Here is a 15162-nt window from a genome sequence, read left to right on the forward strand (position 1 = left end):
CCTAACCTGTGGCCCTGGCCTTCATCAGATTTCGGGCTCCGGAGGCAGCGGTTGCGGTGGGCGCAGCCCGGTGTACTGGCCGACGGGACGCATACGCATCGGCCGCTCCGCGTACTCCTCCAGGGCGTGCGCGATCCAGCCCGCCGTGCGCGCCACGGCGAAGATCGTCTCGCCTGCCTCGGCCTGCATGCCGCACGATGCGGTGAGGACGGCGAGCGCCAGGTCCACGTTGGCGTGCAGGCCGGTGTGGCGTGCGGTGGTCGCCACCACGTCGCGTGCCGCCGCGAGGGCCGGGCCGGCCTTGGGCACCACTTCGAGCAGACCGAACAGTGCCTCCGCGCGTGGGTCCTCGCCCGCGTACAGGCGGTGGCCGAGGCCGGGGACGCGGCGTCCCGCGCGCAGCTCGGCCGCGACGACCGGCGTCGCGGTGCCCCGGTCGAGGACCTCCATGAGCATGCGGTGGGCGAGGCCGCTGGCCGCGCCGTGCAGGGGGCCCTCCAGGACGCCGAGGCCGGCCGACACCGCCGCGTACGGGTGGGCGCGCGCGGACGCCGCGACCCGCACCGCCAGGGTGGACGCCGCGAGGTCGTGGTCGACGAGCAGGGCGAGTGCGGCGTCCAGGGCGCGCAGCGAGGCCTCGTCGGGGTCGTGGCCGGAGAGCCGCGCCCACAGACGGCCGGCGAGCGGTCCGCCGTCACGGTGCCCGGACCGCAGGGGCGGGAGCGCCGCCACCAGGGTCGGGATCATCGTGCGGGCCGTTCCGACGACGGCCTCCTCGGAGAGGTCGAAGCGGAGCGGGTCGGCGGCGGCCGCGGCGATGGTGGCCACGCGCAGCCGGTCCGTGGGGGTGCAGTGCGCGGGCAGGGCACGCACGGCGAGCCGCGCGGAACCGGCGGGCTCCGGAGGTGCCGTGAAGTGGATGCCGGGGCGCAGCACGCCGGTCCACAGCCACTCGGCCACCTCTTCGTAGGAGTGGCGCAGGGCCAGGTCGACGGCGTCCACACCGCGGAAGTAGTAGCGGTCCTTCTCGATCAGCGTGATGCGGGTGCGTACGGAGAGCTCGTGGGCCGCGGAGGTGGCGGCGGGCTCCCGTCGGTTTCTGCGCGCGAGGGCCTGGACCTCCTTCGGGTCGAAGGTGCTGCCGCGCCCGCCGGGGCCGCGCCTGCTGGTGAGCTGGCCGCGGCTGACGTAGGCGTACACGGTCTCGGCTTTCACGCCGAGCAGCTCCGCCGCCTCCTTGGTGCTGATCCGTCGACTCTCGCGGGCGGCCGTCGCACCCGCTTCATGATCCGTCATGGGCGTCACCGTATCCGCGTCACGACACCTGTATGTGCACATTGATTAAATCAATATTGACAGTGGTTAAGTCAAGCATGGACAGTCAAGTCAAGTTCTGGGAGGAAGACGAGGAACCCCATGCCGATCAATGGCTCCGCCACCGCCCCCGCAACCCCCGTCGAGGTCCCCCGCGGCCTCGCGGGTGTCGTCGTCACCGAGACCCGTCTCGGGGACGTGCGGGGGCGCGAGGGCTTCTACCACTACCGCCAGTACTCCGCCGTGGAGCTCGCCCGGACCCGCGGCTTCGAGGACGTCTGGTACCTGATGTTCCACGGCGAGCTTCCCGACCCCGCCCGGCGGGCCGCCTTCGCGAAGCAGACCGCGGCGCTGCGCCACCTGCCCGAGGACGTGCGCGCGGCCCTGCCCGCCATCGCCCGGGCCGGCACGCTCTCCGGGCCGCTCGCCGGACTGCGTACCGCGCTCTCGCTGTTCGGCGCCTCGAAGGGGTTCCGGCCGGTGTACGACATCGACGGCGACCGGCGCCGTGCCGACGCGCTCGCCGCGTCCGCCGTCGTGCCGACCCTGTTGACCGCGCTGTACCGGCTCGGCCAGGGGCTGGATCCGGTGGAGCCGCGCGACGACCTGTCGTACGCCGCGAACTATCTCTACATGTTGACCGGTGCCGAGCCGGATGAAGACCGGGCCCGGGCCATTGAGCAGTACTTGATCTCGACCATTGACCACGGTTTCAACGCGTCAACCTTCACGGCCCGTGTCATTGCGTCGACGGGCGCGGACGTCGCGGCCTGCCTCGGCGGCGCCGTCGGCGCGCTCTCCGGCCCCCTGCACGGGGGTGCGCCCAGCCGGGCCCTGGACACCCTCGACGCGATCGGCACCCCCGACCGCATCGACGAGTGGATCCGGGAGCGGGTTCTCGCGGGCGAGCGGATCATGGGCTTCGGGCACCCCGTCTACCGCACGGAGGATCCGCGCTCCCGGATGCTGCGGGGTATCGCGCAGCGGTTCGGCGGGGAGCTGGTGGAGTTCGCGGTGGAGGTGGAGCGCCAGGTAGAGGCGATCCTGGCGGAGCTGAAGCCGGGGCGCGAGCTGCACACCAACGTCGAGTTCTACGCGGGCGTGGTCATGGAGCTGTGCGGGCTGCCGCGGGAGATGTTCACGCCGACGTTCGCCTCGGCGCGGGTGGTCGGCTGGAGCGCCAACATCCTGGAGCAGGCCGAGGACTCGAAGATCATCCGCCCGGCGGCCCGGTACGTGGGGGCGGCGGCGCCTGAGCCGGTGCCGGCCTCCTGAGCCGAGAGGTGCGCCTACGCTCGGGGTGGTGTCGCGCCACCTCGACGCTCGGCCAGTGCCTGTTCGAAGAGCTGGAACACACGCCCTTCGGGACTGTCCGGGGACAGTTCCGCCTTGCGTGCCCGCGCGGCATCCCAATAACGCCGAAATGCGGTACTGCCGAGGAGGTTCTTCGCGTGGATCAGTAATTCCGCTTCGGTGTAGCTTCCCCAGCTAAAAGCGAGCACGTAGTGGCTGAAGGTCAGGTTGGCGAAGAGGTTCTGCCGGAGTACGGGGGAGGGGGTGTCGGGGTAGTCGTTCCATACGTGCGCCAGGGAAGGGTCTTCCATGGCCATTTGCGTCAGTTGGACGTGCAGCGCACGCATGTCGGCCTCGGCGCTGCGGCGCAGTTCGTCGTGGGTCGCTCCTAACTCCGCTCGCTGCAGGGCGAGTTCGCGGCGCTGTAGTTGCAGCTCCCGCTGCTGGAAAAGGAGGGTGGCGACGAGCAGAAGAAGGGCGATGCCCGAGAACACCGCGCTCACGCCCCCGAAGTAGTCGCCGAGTGAACTGCGCTTCTCTGCGACGTCGTGATCGCCGTTGACAGCCTCCACGCCGCTTATCAGCCAGCCGCTGATAACGATGGATGCTCCACCGACCAGCGTGATACCCGCCGCGGCGGCAGCCGCCCACGTGATCCAGCTCGCCGGGCGCCACCTGTGCTGACGTGTCATCAAGGCCCTCCCGAGTCCGCCGAATCCTTCCCGGGGTGCCGGACGGGAAACGACCCCCGCCCTTCGAGGGGCGGGGGTCGACCCGAGAGGCACCGCCGAACTCCATCGGGTGCCGCGGCGGGCGCCCACCGTCAGGCGTCGGGGATGTCGGCCTTGGCGTGGGTGAGGGTGCTGCGGCTGATGACCACGATGCGCTCGTAGTCGGCGCGTGCGGCACCGTTCGGCAGTGCGCTCTCGAGGTCTTCCGTCGCGTCCGTCCCGATGACGGCGAAGTTTCCGTCGATGAGTTCGAAGATGTCGGGGCAGGTGTCGCCAGCCAGGCACCCCCGGTCACGCGGGGGCAAGCCTATGCGGCGTCGTATGGACACATTGCGGACGCTTCTGCGCCCGTGAGCAGCGGACATTCAGTGATCCTTGTGTGACGGGGAATGCGAGTGTCACCTTGCGAGGGGTCACCTACTGTGACGCGAGGTTCGTGTCGACACACTTGGGTTCGGAGTGACACGGTCTCGGAGGGCTCAGGCGTCGGGGATGTCGGCCTTGGCGCGGGTGAGGGTACTGCGGCTGATGACAACGATGCGCTCGTAGTCGGCGCGTGCGGCATCGGCCGGCAGCACGCTCTCGAGCTCTTGGGTCCTGTCCGTCCCGATGACGGCGAAGTCGCCGTCGTGCAGTTCGAAGATGTCCGGGCAACTCTGGCCCGTTGCGCTGCCCCGCTCGCGGGGAGAAGCGCCGATGCGGCGCGCGATCCTCAAAGGGGTACCGGTCCTTGCTGGGTGGTTCTGGATGATCAGGGCGGAGGACAGGTTAGTCGCTCACCGCTGTCGCTCCGGCTCCAACCTGTGCCGACATGCCCACCAGACGTGCCCCCCGATGACCGTTGGCCCTACTGGGGGGAGGACGGGTTGCCCACGACCCACCACTCTTCCGTGTCGGCCTCCGCCAGATCGCGGGCCAGACGATCCGTCATCCGGCCCACCTGCGCTTCCTTGGACGAGTCGTGCAGGCTTGCGCGGTGGTGTCGCGTTGCTTCCCAGTACTCCCGGAACACCTCGTTCTGGCACATGATGCGGAGGTGCCCGTAGAGCTCCTCAATGGTCATGGCACCGGTGCGCAGCGCGTGGACAGCATTGATGTACAGCGCGTTGGCGAAGAGGAACTGCCGCTGCTTCTCCAGGGGCACGTCCTCGTCGTAGGTGTCCAGTACGACGGTCAAGGCGGGGTCGTCCATGGCCTTGCACAGCAGGTCGAAGTGGAGCCGGTGCTGTTCTGTGAGCGCGGTCTGCCTGCGCTGGTGCGCCGCACGTGCGACGAAGGTCGCGATCGTCAAGGCGAGTCCGGCGGCCATGGCCGGGCCCGCACCTCGTATCCCGTAGTTCTGTGTGGTCATGTCAATCCCCGAATCAGGCGACCGTCCGCCGGTCTTCGGGCGCGGGGCGGCGGGGTGCGGACCGGCGAGCGATGGGCGACGCTTGCCGTCTCCCAGAGTGCCGAGCGGCTCTGATCGGCCGGGAGGCGGAGAGGAGGCGCACGGAAGCACGGCGGGCAGCCGTACTCACACATCCCTGCGCCGTGTCCAGGATGTGCCCCGCCGGTGCCGCGCGGAACCGTTCGCCAACCGGAACGTCTACGCGCACATATCCTTGAGCGATGTTCGGATGCCGTACATGCTTGTCGCTCACGCGTGGTAGGCGTTCCGAGCGACTTGATACGCCTTGATGTGTGTTGATGCGAGGGGCCACACGTGAGTCAGCAGCAGATCCCGGTCATCGTCCTCACGGGATTTCTGGGATCCGGCAAGACGACCCTGTTGAATCATCTGTTGCACCGCAGCGGAGGCAGCCGGATCGGCGCCATCGTCAACGACTTCGGCTCCATCGAGATCGACGCCATGGCCGTCGCCGGGCAGCTCGGCGACTCCACCGTGTCCCTCGGCAACGGATGCCTGTGCTGTGCGGTGGACGCCGGCGAACTCGACGTCTACCTGGAGCGGCTCGCGCGGCCGTCCGCACGCATCGACGTCATCGTCATCGAGGCGAGCGGGCTCGCGGAGCCGCAGGAACTCGTCCGGATGGTGCTGGCCAGTGAGAACCCGGGCATCGTGTACGGGGGCCTGGTGCAGGTCGTGGACGCGGCCGAGTTCGACGCCACCAGGCAGCGCCACCCCGAGGTGGACCGGCACCTGAGGATCGCGGACCTCGTCGTCGTCAACAAGGTGGACCGGGTGCCGGGGCCGCAGCGCGACCGCGTCCTGGCCGAGGTCCGCCGCCACACCGATCGGGCCGCCGTCGTCGCCGCCTCGTACGGACGCGTGGACGTGGAGCTCGTCCTCGACCGCAAGCCCGTGGGGGAGCGCGTCGGGCAGCTCTCCTTCGACGACCTGCACGACCATGGCGAGGACCTGCACGACCACGGCGAGACACCGGCCGCGGAGGGCGGCCGCCAGGAGGGCCCGGCCGCCGACGGGGCCGACGGCGCCTGCTCCTGCGGCGACCCCGACCACGCCCACCTGCACGCGGGCTACGAGAGCGTCGCCTTCACCTCGGAGGCGCCGCTGAACCCGCGCCGCCTCATGGCCTTCCTCGACAGCAGGCCCGAAGGGCTCTACCGCATCAAGGGGTACGTCGACTTCGGCGCCGCCGATGCCCGCAACCGCTACGGCGTGCACTCCGTGGGGCGGTTCCTGCGCTTCTATCCCGAGCCGTGGGCGCCCGGCGAGAAGCGGCTGACACAGCTCGTCCTGATCGGCTCCGGCATCGACGTACCGGCGCTGCACGCGCAGTTGACGTTGTGCCGGGAGAACGAGGAGGACGCCCCGGCCACCGACGAGTTCGGCATGTGGGGCGTCCTGCGCTTCGTACAGGAGCCGGCGGGGGAGGAGGCGCCGGGAGCCGGGGCCGACGGTCCGGCCGAGGACGAGGCCGAGACCGGGGACGCGGCCGAGACCGCGGCCGGCGCGGGCTCGGGCCTCGGGCCGGACGGCGGACGGGCCTCCGCCCACGCGCTCGACCCGGGCCGCGGGGCCTACGACGAGCCCGAGCCCGACCCCGACCCCGACCTCGACTTCGGCCCCAGCACCGGGCCCGGGCCGGACGAGGACCCGGAGCCCGGTACCGGACTCGGCGGCTGAGCTAGGCCGCCGGGCCCGCGATCGCCGCCACCGGCTTCGCCAGCGAGACCCCGGAGCCGTCCCGGCGCGGGTCGGGCTCTGGCAACTGCGCCGGCAGGCCCGTGCGCTGTGCCGCGCGCGGCGGCGTCGGGCCCGCCCAGGCGAAGCTCAGGCAGTCCTCGCCCTTCAGCAGGCGCTGGCAGCGCACGCCGCCCGTCGCCCGCCCCTTGCGCGGGTACTGGTCGAACGGCGTGAGCTTCGCCGTCGTCTGCACCGAGTCGTCGAGGGTGCCGCGCGAGCCCGCGACCGTGAACACCACGGCGTCGACCGCCGGGTCGACCGCAGTGAAGGAGATGACCTTCGCGCCCTGGGTCAGCTTGATGCCCGTCATGCCGCCGGCCGGACGGCCCTGGGGCCGCACCTGCCCGGCGGGGTAGCGCAGCAACTGCGCGTCGTCGGTGATGAAGACGAGGTCCTCCTCGCCCGTGCGCAGCTCCATCGCGCCGACGATGCGGTCGCCGTCCTTGAGGGTGATGACCTCCAGCTCCTCCTTGTTGGCCGGATAGTCGGGCACCACGCGCTTCACGACGCCCTGCTCGGTGCCCAGCGCCAGGCCGGGCGAGGACTCGTCGAGCGTCATCAGGCAGATCAGCTTCTCGTCCGCCTCCAGGGAGAGCAGCTCCGCGACGGGGGCGCCGCCGGAGAGGTTCGGCGCGGACGCCGTGTCCGGGAGCTGCGGCAGGTCGACCACGGAGAGCCGGAGCAGGCGCCCCGCCGAGGTCACCGCGCCCACCTCGCCGCGCGCGGTCGCCGGCACCGCCGAGACGATCACATCGTGCTTGACGCGCTTGCCGTCGCCCTCCGGGAGGGGCTCGCCGTTGACCGTCCGGGCGAGGAGCCCCGTCGAGGACAGCAGCACCCGGCACGGGTCGTCCGCGACCTGGAGCGACACCGCGGCGGCGGGGGCACCCGCGGACTCCAGGAGCACCGTGCGCCGGTCCGTGCCGAACTTCTTGGCCACGGCGGCCAGCTCCGAGGAGACCAGCTTGCGCAGCTCCGCGTCCGACTCCAGGATCCGGGTCAGCTCGTCGATCTCCGCGTTCAGCTTGTCCCGCTCGGCCTCCAGCTCGATGCGGTCGTACTTGGTGAGGCGGCGCAGCGGGGTGTCCAGGATGTACTGCGTCTGGACCTCGCTGAGCGTGAAGCGCTCGATCAGGCGCTCCTTGGCCTGGGCGCTGTTCTCGCTGGAGCGGATGAGGCGGATGACCTCGTCGATATCCAGGAGGGCGATGAGCAGGCCCTCCACCAGGTGCAGCCGGTCGCGCTTCTTGCCGCGGCGGAACTCGCTGCGGCGGCGCACCACCTCGAAGCGGTGGTCGAGGTAGACCTCCAGGAGCTCCTTGAGGCCGAGCGTGAGGGGCTGGCCGTCCACCAGCGCCACGTTGTTGATGCCGAAGGACTCCTCCATCGGCGTCAGCTTGTAGAGCTGCTCCAGGACGGCCTCCGGGACGAAGCCGTTCTTGATCTCGATGACCAGGCGCAGGCCGTGCTCGCGGTCGGTGAGGTCCTTGACGTCCGCGATGCCCTGGAGCTTCTTGGCACCCACCAGGTCCTTGATCTTGGCGATGACCTTCTCCGGGCCGACGCTGAACGGCAGCTCCGTGACGACCAGGCCCTTGCGGCGCGCGGTCACGGCCTCCACGGACACCGTCGCGCGGATCTTGAAGGTGCCGCGCCCCGACTCGTACGCGTCCTTGATGCCGGACAGGCCCACGATCCGGCCGCCCGTGGGCAGGTCGGGACCCGGGACGTACTTCATCAGCGTCTCGAGGTCGGCGCCCGGGTGCTTGATCAGGTGGCGGGCGGCGGCGATGACCTCGCCGAGGTTGTGCGGCGGCATGTTCGTCGCCATGCCGACGGCGATGCCGGACGAGCCGTTCACCAGGAGGTTCGGGTACGCCGCGGGGAGGGCGACCGGCTCCCGCTCCTGGCCGTCGTAGTTCGGGGTGAAGTCGACCGTGTCCTCGTCGATCGACTCCGTCATCAGCGACGTGGCGTCCGCCATGCGGCATTCCGTGTACCGCATCGCGGCGGGCGGGTCGTCGTTGCCCAGCGAGCCGAAGTTGCCGTGGCCGTCCACCATGGGCAGGCGCATGGAGAAGGGCTGCGCCATGCGGACCAGCGCGTCGTAGATGGACGCGTCGCCGTGCGGGTGCAGCTTGCCCATGACCTCGCCGACGACGCGGGCGCACTTCACGTACCCGCGCTCGGGGCGCAGGCCCATCTCGTTCATCTGGTAGACGATGCGGCGCTGCACCGGCTTCATGCCGTCGCGGGCGTCGGGCAGGGCGCGGGAGTAGATGACCGAGTAGGCGTACTCGAGGAAGGAGCCCTGCATCTCGTCGACGACGTCGATGTCGAGGATCTTCTCCTCGAACGCGTCGTCGGGCGGTGGGGTCTTCGTGCTGCGGCGGGCCATCGCTGCTGCGGCTCCTTCACCAACAAGTGTGAGATCTGACGCCGACCATTGTGGACCGTCCCACTGACAACCCGGACCACGACCCGTCCGGGACCCCGGCCCCGACCGGGCGGTGACCAGCCAGGGACCCGCGCACGCCCCGGCCCGAGCGCCGCCCCGCCCCGACCCCGCACCGACCCGGGCCCCCCTCCGCCCGACCGCGACCCGCCCCCGGCCCGAGCGCCGCCCCGCCCCCGCCCCGGCCCGGCCCCGCCCCACACCACGCGGAACCCGCCCGCCCCTGATCACGCCCACGGCGAACATCGACTACGCGAGGGGCGGAACGGGAACTTCGCCAGGCGTCGGCGGGCTTGCATACAGTGGCAGGACTGGCAGCAGCCAACGAGGATTCCGCGATCGAAGGGACGTACATGCCCATGGGTCACACGGCCACAGCCGAGGCAGGCTCCGGCGGCCTGACAGCGACCGAGCACCGGCTGGCCAACGGCTTGCGCGTGGTGCTCTCCGAGGACCACCTGACCCCGGTCGCGGCGGTGTGCCTCTGGTACGACGTGGGCTCGCGCCACGAAGTCAAGGGACGCACCGGCCTGGCTCACCTCTTCGAGCACCTGATGTTCCAGGGCTCCAAGCAGGTGCACGGCAACGGCCACTTCGAGCTGGTGCAGGGAGCCGGCGGCTCGCTGAACGGCACGACGAGCTTCGAGCGCACCAACTACTTCGAGACCATGCCCGCCCACCAGCTCGAGCTCGCGCTGTGGCTGGAGGCGGACCGCATGGGCTCCCTCCTGTCGGCCCTCGACGAGGAGTCCATGGAGAACCAGCGCGACGTGGTGAAGAACGAACGCCGCCAGCGCTACGACAACGTCCCCTACGGCACGGCCTTCGAGAAGCTCACCGCGCTGTCGTACCCGGAGGGCCACCCGTACCACCACACGCCGATCGGCTCCATGGCCGACCTGGACGCGGCCACGCTGGACGACGCCCGCGCCTTCTTCCGCACCTACTACGCGCCCAACAACGCCGTCCTGTCGATCGTCGGCGACATCGACCCGGAGCAGACGCTCGCCTGGGTCGAGAAGTACTTCGGCTCCATCCCGTCCCACGACGGCAAGCAGCCGCCGCGTGACGGCTCGCTGCCCGAGCGCATCGGCGAGGAGCTGCGCGAGGTCGTCGAGGAGGACGTGCCGGCCCGCGCCCTGATGGCCGCCTACCGCCTGCCCGAGGACGGCACGCGCGCGTGCGACGCCGCCGACCTGGCCCTGACGGTGCTCGGCAGCGGCGAGTCCTCGCGGCTGTACAACCGCCTGGTGCGCCGTGACCGCACCGCCGTGACGGCCGGGTTCGGCCTGCTGCGGCTCGCCGGGGCGCCCTCGCTCGGCTGGCTCGACGTGAAGACCTCCGGCGACGTCGAGGTCCCCGTCATCGAGGCCGCCGTCGACGAGGAACTGGCCCGCTTCGCCGCGGAGGGCCCGACGCCCGAGGAGATGGAGCGCGCCCAGGCGCAGTTGGAGCGCGAGTGGCTCGACCGCCTCGGCACGGTGGCGGGCCGCGCGGACGAACTGTGCCGGTTCGCCGTCCTCTTCGGCGACCCGCAGCTCGCCCTCACCGCCGTCCAGCGCGTCCTCGACGTCACCGCGGAGGAGGTCCAGGAGATCGCCAAGGCCCGCCTGCGCCCCGACAACCGCGCGGTGCTCGTGTACGAGCCCGTCGCCTCCGCGGACGGCGCCGGGAACGCGGCGGACCCCGAGGGAACCGCAGACGCCGCCGACCCCGAGGGCACCGTGGACGCCGCGGGCTCCCCGGCCCCCGGCAACGCCGCCGACGAGACCCAGCAGGAAGAGGAGGCGGCGAAGTGACCGAGGCCGCGACGTCCGTGACGATGGAGTTCCACCCGCAGCCCCAGGCGGGCACCGCCAAGCCCTGGGCCTTCCCGGCCCCCGAGCGCGGCGCGCTGGACAACGGCCTGACGGTGCTGCGCTGCCACCGCCCCGGCCAGCAGCTCGTCGCCGTCGAGGTCCACCTCGCCGCGCCCCTGGACGCCGAGCCGCAGGGCCTGGACGGCGTGGCCACGATCATGGCGCGGGCCTTCTCCGAGGGCACCGACAAGCACTCCGCGGAGGAGTTCGCCGCCGAGCTCGACCGCTGCGGCGCCACGCTCGACGCGCACGCCGACCACCCAGGGGTCCGGCTCTCCCTCGAAGTGCCCGTCTCCCGCCTGCCGAAGGCCATGGGCCTGCTCGCCGACGCGCTGCGGGCGCCCGCCTTCGAGGACGGCGAGATCGAGCGCCTGGTCCGCAACCGCCTGGACGAGATCCCGCACGAGGCCGCCAACCCCGCGCGCCGCGCCGCCAAGGAGCTCTCCAAGCAGCTCTTCCCGGCCACCTCGCGCATGTCGCGCCCGCGCCAGGGCACCGAGGAGACGGTCACCGCCATCGACTCCGCGGCCGTACGCGCCTTCTACGAGAAGCACGTGCGCCCCGCCACGGCCACCGCCGTGGTCGTCGGCGACCTCACCGGCACGGACCTGGACGCCGTCCTCGCCGACACCCTCGGCGCCTGGACGGGGGACACGGCCGAGCCGCGCCCGGTGCCCCCGGTCACCGCCGACGACACCGGTCGCGTCGTCATCGTGGACCGCCCCGGCGCCGTCCAGACGCAGCTCCTGATCGGCCGCGTCGGCCCGGACCGGCACGACCGCGTCTGGCCCGCGCAGGTCCTCGGCACGTACTGCCTGGGCGGCACCCTGACCTCGCGCCTGGACCGCGTGCTGCGCGAGGAGAAGGGCTACACCTACGGCGTGCGCGCCTTCAGCCAGGTCCTGCGGTCGTCCCGGGACGGCTCGGGCACGGCCATGCTCGCCATCAGCGGCTCCGTGGACACACCGAACACGGGACCGGCCCTGGACGACCTGTGGAAGGTGCTGCGCACCCTGGCGGCCGAGGGCCTCACGGACGCCGAGCGCGACGTGGCCGTGCAGAACCTGGTGGGCGTGGCCCCGCTGAAGTACGAGACCGCGGCCGCCGTGGCCGCGACGCTCGCCGACCAGGTCGAGCAGGAGCTGCCGGACGACTTCCAGGCGAGCCTGTACCGGCAGTTGGCCGAGACGGGCACCGTGGAGGCCACCGCGGCCGTCGTGAACGCCTTCCCGAGCGACCGCCTGGTGACGGTGCTCGTGGGTGACGCCGCGCAGATCGAGGAGCCGGTGAAGGCCCTCGGCATCGGTGAGGTGACCGTCGTTTCCGGCTGATCGCCCACCGGCCGCTCCGGCTGCGAAAGCTACGAGGGCTGCGACGGCAGGGGCGGAACGGCAGGAACGCCGCGTGACGCAACGGACCCCGGAGGCCCATGATGCCTCCGGGGTCCCGCATGTCGCCATATGCCCGAATTGGCATGGAGGTTGGCTGTCTGCCGTGTGGCGTGCGCTACAAAAGGCGGGATCCGTTTGTCGATTGAAAGAAGAGGCGTTTAGCGTCAATCCGGCTGTCCGTCAGGCAGTACGCCGCACCCGCGGCGCCGGACAGTCATCGCCGAGTCCCCGTACGGCGCGAGCCAGGGGAGCCGGGGACCCACACGTCCCTGGGGTGAATCGGACCCCCCGCCGCCAGTCGGGGAGCCCGTAGGAGACCTTCCTGCTCCGAACCCGTCAGCTAACCCGGTAGGCGAGAAGGAAGGAAAGGACCAGCCGCTTCATGGCGCTCATCCGCCCGACCGGCAAGCACCGCCGCCCCAGCCGCATCACGCGTACCACCGCCGGCGCCGCGGGCGTCGCCGCCCTCACCACCACCGGCGTCATATCGGGCCTGGCCGCTCCGGCGCTGGCCGCCGACAGCTCCGCCGACCACGCGAGCACCGGCCTCACGCAGGCCATCGCCATCAACGACACCCTGGCCGACGAGATCGACGCCCAGGCCGCCGCGCAGAAGCAGGCCGCCGTCGAGGCCGCCGCGCAGAAGAAGGCCGAGGACGCCGCGCGCCAGAAGGCCGCCGAGCAGAAGCGCAAGGCCGAGGCCGCCGCCAAGGAGAAGGCGAAGAAGGAGGCCGAGGCCAAGGCGGCGAAGGAGGCCAAGGAGCGGGCCAGGGAGCGCGCCGCCCGGGACGCCGAGCGCAAGCGCCTCAACGGCTACGTCGCCCCGGTCGCCGGGTCGTACGTCTCCACCAGCTACAAGGCCGGCGGCGCCATGTGGTCCTCCGGCAGCCACACCGGCATCGACTTCCACGCCGCGTCCGGCACCTCGGTCCAGGCGGTCGGCGCGGGCACCGTCGTCGAGGCGGGCTGGGGCGGCGCCTACGGCAACAACGTCGTGATCAAGATGAATGACGGCACGTACACCCAGTACGGGCACCTGTCGTCGATCAACGTGACCGTCGGCCAGAGCGTCACGCCCGGCCAGCAGATCGGCCTCTCCGGGTCCACCGGCAACTCCTCCGGCCCGCACCTGCACTTCGAGGCCCGCACCGGCGCCGAGTACGGCTCGGACATCGACCCGATCGCCTACCTGCGCTCCCACGGCGTCGCCGTCTGACCCGTCTCGCGCCGCACGGCCCGCGCCGCCGCGTACCGCACCGCGCACCCTGAAAAGCCCCGGCTCCCGCGAGCCGGGGCTTTCGGCATGTGCGCGCCTTTCGCCCGCCGACGCGTTCCGTCAATTGACCCTGTCCTCATGGCCAAAAGATATCCATGGATTCCTCCACGCCATCGGAAAATCCGGCGGCCTGCAATAGAGTCCGAGGCGACAGCGTCCACCAGGTCGCCGCACCGACGCCATTCGCCGCGTCGTCACGACCCGCGAAGTGAAGCGCGGACGGCGACGCGCGAAGCGTTTCGCGGGCAATGAAAGGCATGAAAGCGGAGGTCCGTCATGCGTGTTCCCGCGCACTCGGTCTGCACGGCCATCCGGGACGACATCGTCTCCGGCGTACACGAACGGGGCGCGCGGCTCACCGAAGAACTCCTCGCCCGCCGCTACGGCGTCTCCCGCGTCCCGGTGCGCGAGGCCCTGCGCACGCTGGAGGCCGAGGGCTTCGTCGTCACCCGCAGACACGCGGGCGCCTGCGTCGCCGAGCCCACCGAGCAGGACGCCGCCGACCTCCTGGAGATCCGTACGCTCCTGGAGCCCCTGGCCGCAGCCCGGGCCGCGCAGCGCCGCACCGACGCCCACCTGAAGGTGCTGCGCGGGCTCGTCCGGCTCGGCCAGGAGCGGGCTCGGCGCGGCGGCGCCGAGGACCTGCGGGCGCTCGACACCTGGTTCCGCGAGACGCTCACCCAGGCCTCCGCCGGCCCCGGCCTCATCGCCCTGCTCACGCAGCTACGCCACAAGATCGCGTGGATGTACGTGGCGGACGCGCGGGCCGCGGCCACGGAGGTGTGGGCCGGGTACGCCGCCCTCACCGACGCGGTGGCCCGCCGGGACGCCGACCGGGCCCGCGCGCTCGCCCTGCTGGGCGCCGAGCGGGCGGCGGCCGCGTGCCGGCTGCGCGCCGGGCGTGTGAGGAACCCGCAACAGGCCGGGAACAAGGTCGGCGCACCGAATTAACACGGGGCCTGTATACCGACAGACGTATACCGGAAGCCCGGTATTCGGTTCGGTCGGCGGTTCTGGTGGTTGTTCCGTTGCCGATTCCGTTGCCGCTTCTACTGTCGACCCTGTAGTCGGTTCTGTTGCCGCTTCTCCTGTCGACCCGGGCACGAGTTCCGCTCAGAAGTTCCGCACAGGCTCCCCAGAGTTCCCCGACCCGAGTTTTCTTGAAAAGCGAAAGAGCCGCCCGGGCCCTGGACGGCCCGCGCGGCTCCTCGATGCCGAGCCCGACGGTGTCAGCCGGTGATGTGTCAGCCGGTGACGGCGTCAGGCGGTGACGGCGTCAGACGGTCTCCGGAAGCTCGTCGAGCCCCTCCGCGACCAGCTTGGCCAGACGGTCCAGCGCGGCGTCCGCGCCCTCGGCGTCCGACGCGAGCACGATCTCCTCGCCGCCCTGCGCGCCCAGGCCGAGCACCGCCAGCATGGAGGCGGCGTTGACGGGGTTGCCGTCCGCCTTGGCGATCGTGACGGGCACGCCCGAGGCCGTGGCCGCACGGACGAAGATGGAGGCGGGCCGGGCGTGGAGGCCCTCGGCCCAGCCGACGTTGACGCGGCGCTCAGCCATGTGTTGCTGCCCTTCCAGGAAACTTCCACTTGTCTAGACCAGTGTCTCATGCCGTCCCGGGTGCTCCCGCTGGGCCGGTGACGCACCGCCCCACAACCTACGTTCCGCCGCCCGGCCGCCGTTCGACCCCTCCT

At 71.5% G+C, this 15162-nt stretch carries 13 protein-coding genes and 1 riboswitch; of the genes, 6 read left to right on the forward strand and 7 right to left on the reverse strand.

All coding sequences use genetic code 11. The features are described 5' to 3' along the window. Positions 1-24: 24 nt before the first annotated feature. On the reverse strand, positions 25-1296 hold the full coding sequence (locus tag IE330_RS00460) for a citrate synthase (RefSeq protein ID WP_190133756.1): 1272 nt from the start codon (positions 1294-1296) through the stop codon (positions 25-27). A gap of 120 nt (positions 1297-1416) precedes the next feature. On the opposite strand from IE330_RS00460, the gene IE330_RS00465 reads away from it, so the two are divergent. Then, complete coding sequence (locus IE330_RS00465) at positions 1417-2589, forward strand: citrate synthase/methylcitrate synthase (protein WP_190133757.1); 1173 nt, start codon at positions 1417-1419, stop codon at positions 2587-2589. A 14-nt stretch (positions 2590-2603) separates the two neighbouring features. Here IE330_RS00465 and IE330_RS00470 read toward each other — a convergent pair whose 3' ends face one another. From IE330_RS00470 to IE330_RS00485, 4 genes are all read right to left on the reverse strand, one after another. After that, entirely contained in the window at positions 2604-3299 is a 696-nt protein-coding gene (locus tag IE330_RS00470) for a DUF6082 family protein (protein WP_229925229.1), read from the reverse strand. A gap of 131 nt (positions 3300-3430) precedes the next feature. Further along, a complete protein-coding gene (locus tag IE330_RS00475) occupies positions 3431-3667 on the reverse strand; it encodes a hypothetical protein (RefSeq protein WP_190133758.1) in 237 nt (78 codons plus the stop codon). A 150-nt stretch (positions 3668-3817) separates the two neighbouring features. Then, positions 3818-4054 carry a hypothetical protein gene (locus IE330_RS00480; RefSeq protein ID WP_190133759.1) on the reverse strand — a complete coding sequence of 79 codons (237 nt, stop codon included), beginning with the start codon at positions 4052-4054 and terminating at the stop codon, positions 3818-3820. Positions 4055-4185: 131 nt separating this feature from the next. Beyond that, positions 4186-4647: a DUF6082 family protein gene (locus IE330_RS00485; protein ID WP_229925230.1), complete on the reverse strand. Its 462-nt coding sequence runs from the start codon at positions 4645-4647 to the stop codon at positions 4186-4188. A 396-nt stretch (positions 4648-5043) separates the two neighbouring features. Between IE330_RS00485 and IE330_RS00490 the strand changes: the two genes are divergently transcribed. Next, positions 5044-6429, forward strand: a complete 1386-nt coding sequence (locus IE330_RS00490) for a CobW family GTP-binding protein (protein WP_190133761.1) — start codon at positions 5044-5046, stop codon at positions 6427-6429. A gap of 1 nt (position 6430) precedes the next feature. Here the strand turns inward: IE330_RS00490 and IE330_RS00495 are convergent, their stop codons facing one another. After that, positions 6431-8887: a DNA gyrase/topoisomerase IV subunit A gene (locus IE330_RS00495; protein ID WP_190133762.1), complete on the reverse strand. Its 2457-nt coding sequence runs from the start codon at positions 8885-8887 to the stop codon at positions 6431-6433. 410 nt (positions 8888-9297) lie between these two features. On the opposite strand from IE330_RS00495, the gene IE330_RS00500 reads away from it, so the two are divergent. The 4 genes from IE330_RS00500 to IE330_RS00515 all read left to right on the forward strand — a co-directional run bounded on the left by IE330_RS00500 (position 9298) and on the right by IE330_RS00515 (position 14421). After that, the gene (locus IE330_RS00500) at positions 9298-10743 is read left to right on the forward strand and encodes a M16 family metallopeptidase (protein WP_229925231.1); all 1446 of its coding nucleotides are present in this window, start codon (positions 9298-9300) and stop codon (positions 10741-10743) included. Further along, complete coding sequence (locus IE330_RS00505) at positions 10740-12134, forward strand: M16 family metallopeptidase (RefSeq protein WP_190133763.1); 1395 nt, start codon at positions 10740-10742, stop codon at positions 12132-12134. Before IE330_RS00500 ends, IE330_RS00505 begins: the two co-directional genes overlap by 4 nt. 268 nt (positions 12135-12402) lie before the next feature. Next, a riboswitch (cyclic di-AMP (ydaO/yuaA leader) is annotated at positions 12403-12563 on the forward strand. 13 nt (positions 12564-12576) lie between these two features. After that, on the forward strand, positions 12577-13410 hold the full coding sequence (locus IE330_RS00510; protein ID WP_190133764.1) for a M23 family metallopeptidase: 834 nt from the start codon (positions 12577-12579) through the stop codon (positions 13408-13410). A gap of 336 nt (positions 13411-13746) precedes the next feature. Continuing rightward, positions 13747-14421, forward strand: coding sequence for a GntR family transcriptional regulator (locus tag IE330_RS00515; RefSeq protein ID WP_190133765.1), 675 nt, complete (start codon positions 13747-13749; stop codon positions 14419-14421). Positions 14422-14746: 325 nt separating this feature from the next. On the opposite strand, the gene IE330_RS00520 is transcribed toward IE330_RS00515, so the two are convergent. Continuing rightward, positions 14747-15028, reverse strand: coding sequence for an HPr family phosphocarrier protein (locus tag IE330_RS00520; protein ID WP_121406547.1), 282 nt, complete (start codon positions 15026-15028; stop codon positions 14747-14749). Positions 15029-15162 lie beyond the last annotated feature (134 nt).

This window comes from Streptomyces longispororuber (genome assembly GCF_014656095.1).
Taxonomy (GTDB): Bacteria; Actinomycetota; Actinomycetes; order Streptomycetales; family Streptomycetaceae; genus Streptomyces; species Streptomyces longispororuber.

Coding starts and splice junctions, on each gene's coding strand:
- IE330_RS00460 (WP_190133756.1), bottom strand. CDS start 1,296: ATGACGGATCATGAAGCGGGTGCGACGGCCGCCCGCGAGAGTCGACGG.
- IE330_RS00465 (WP_190133757.1), top strand. CDS start 1,417: ATGCCGATCAATGGCTCCGCCACCGCCCCCGCAACCCCCGTCGAGGTC.
- IE330_RS00470 (WP_229925229.1), bottom strand. CDS start 3,299: ATGACACGTCAGCACAGGTGGCGCCCGGCGAGCTGGATCACGTGGGCG.
- IE330_RS00485 (WP_229925230.1), bottom strand. CDS start 4,647: ATGGCCGCCGGACTCGCCTTGACGATCGCGACCTTCGTCGCACGTGCG.
- IE330_RS00495 (WP_190133762.1), bottom strand. CDS start 8,887: ATGGCCCGCCGCAGCACGAAGACCCCACCGCCCGACGACGCGTTCGAG.
- IE330_RS00500 (WP_229925231.1), top strand. CDS start 9,298: ATGCCCATGGGTCACACGGCCACAGCCGAGGCAGGCTCCGGCGGCCTG.
- IE330_RS00510 (WP_190133764.1), top strand. CDS start 12,577: ATGGCGCTCATCCGCCCGACCGGCAAGCACCGCCGCCCCAGCCGCATC.
- IE330_RS00515 (WP_190133765.1), top strand. CDS start 13,747: ATGCGTGTTCCCGCGCACTCGGTCTGCACGGCCATCCGGGACGACATC.
- IE330_RS00520 (WP_121406547.1), bottom strand. CDS start 15,028: ATGGCTGAGCGCCGCGTCAACGTCGGCTGGGCCGAGGGCCTCCACGCC.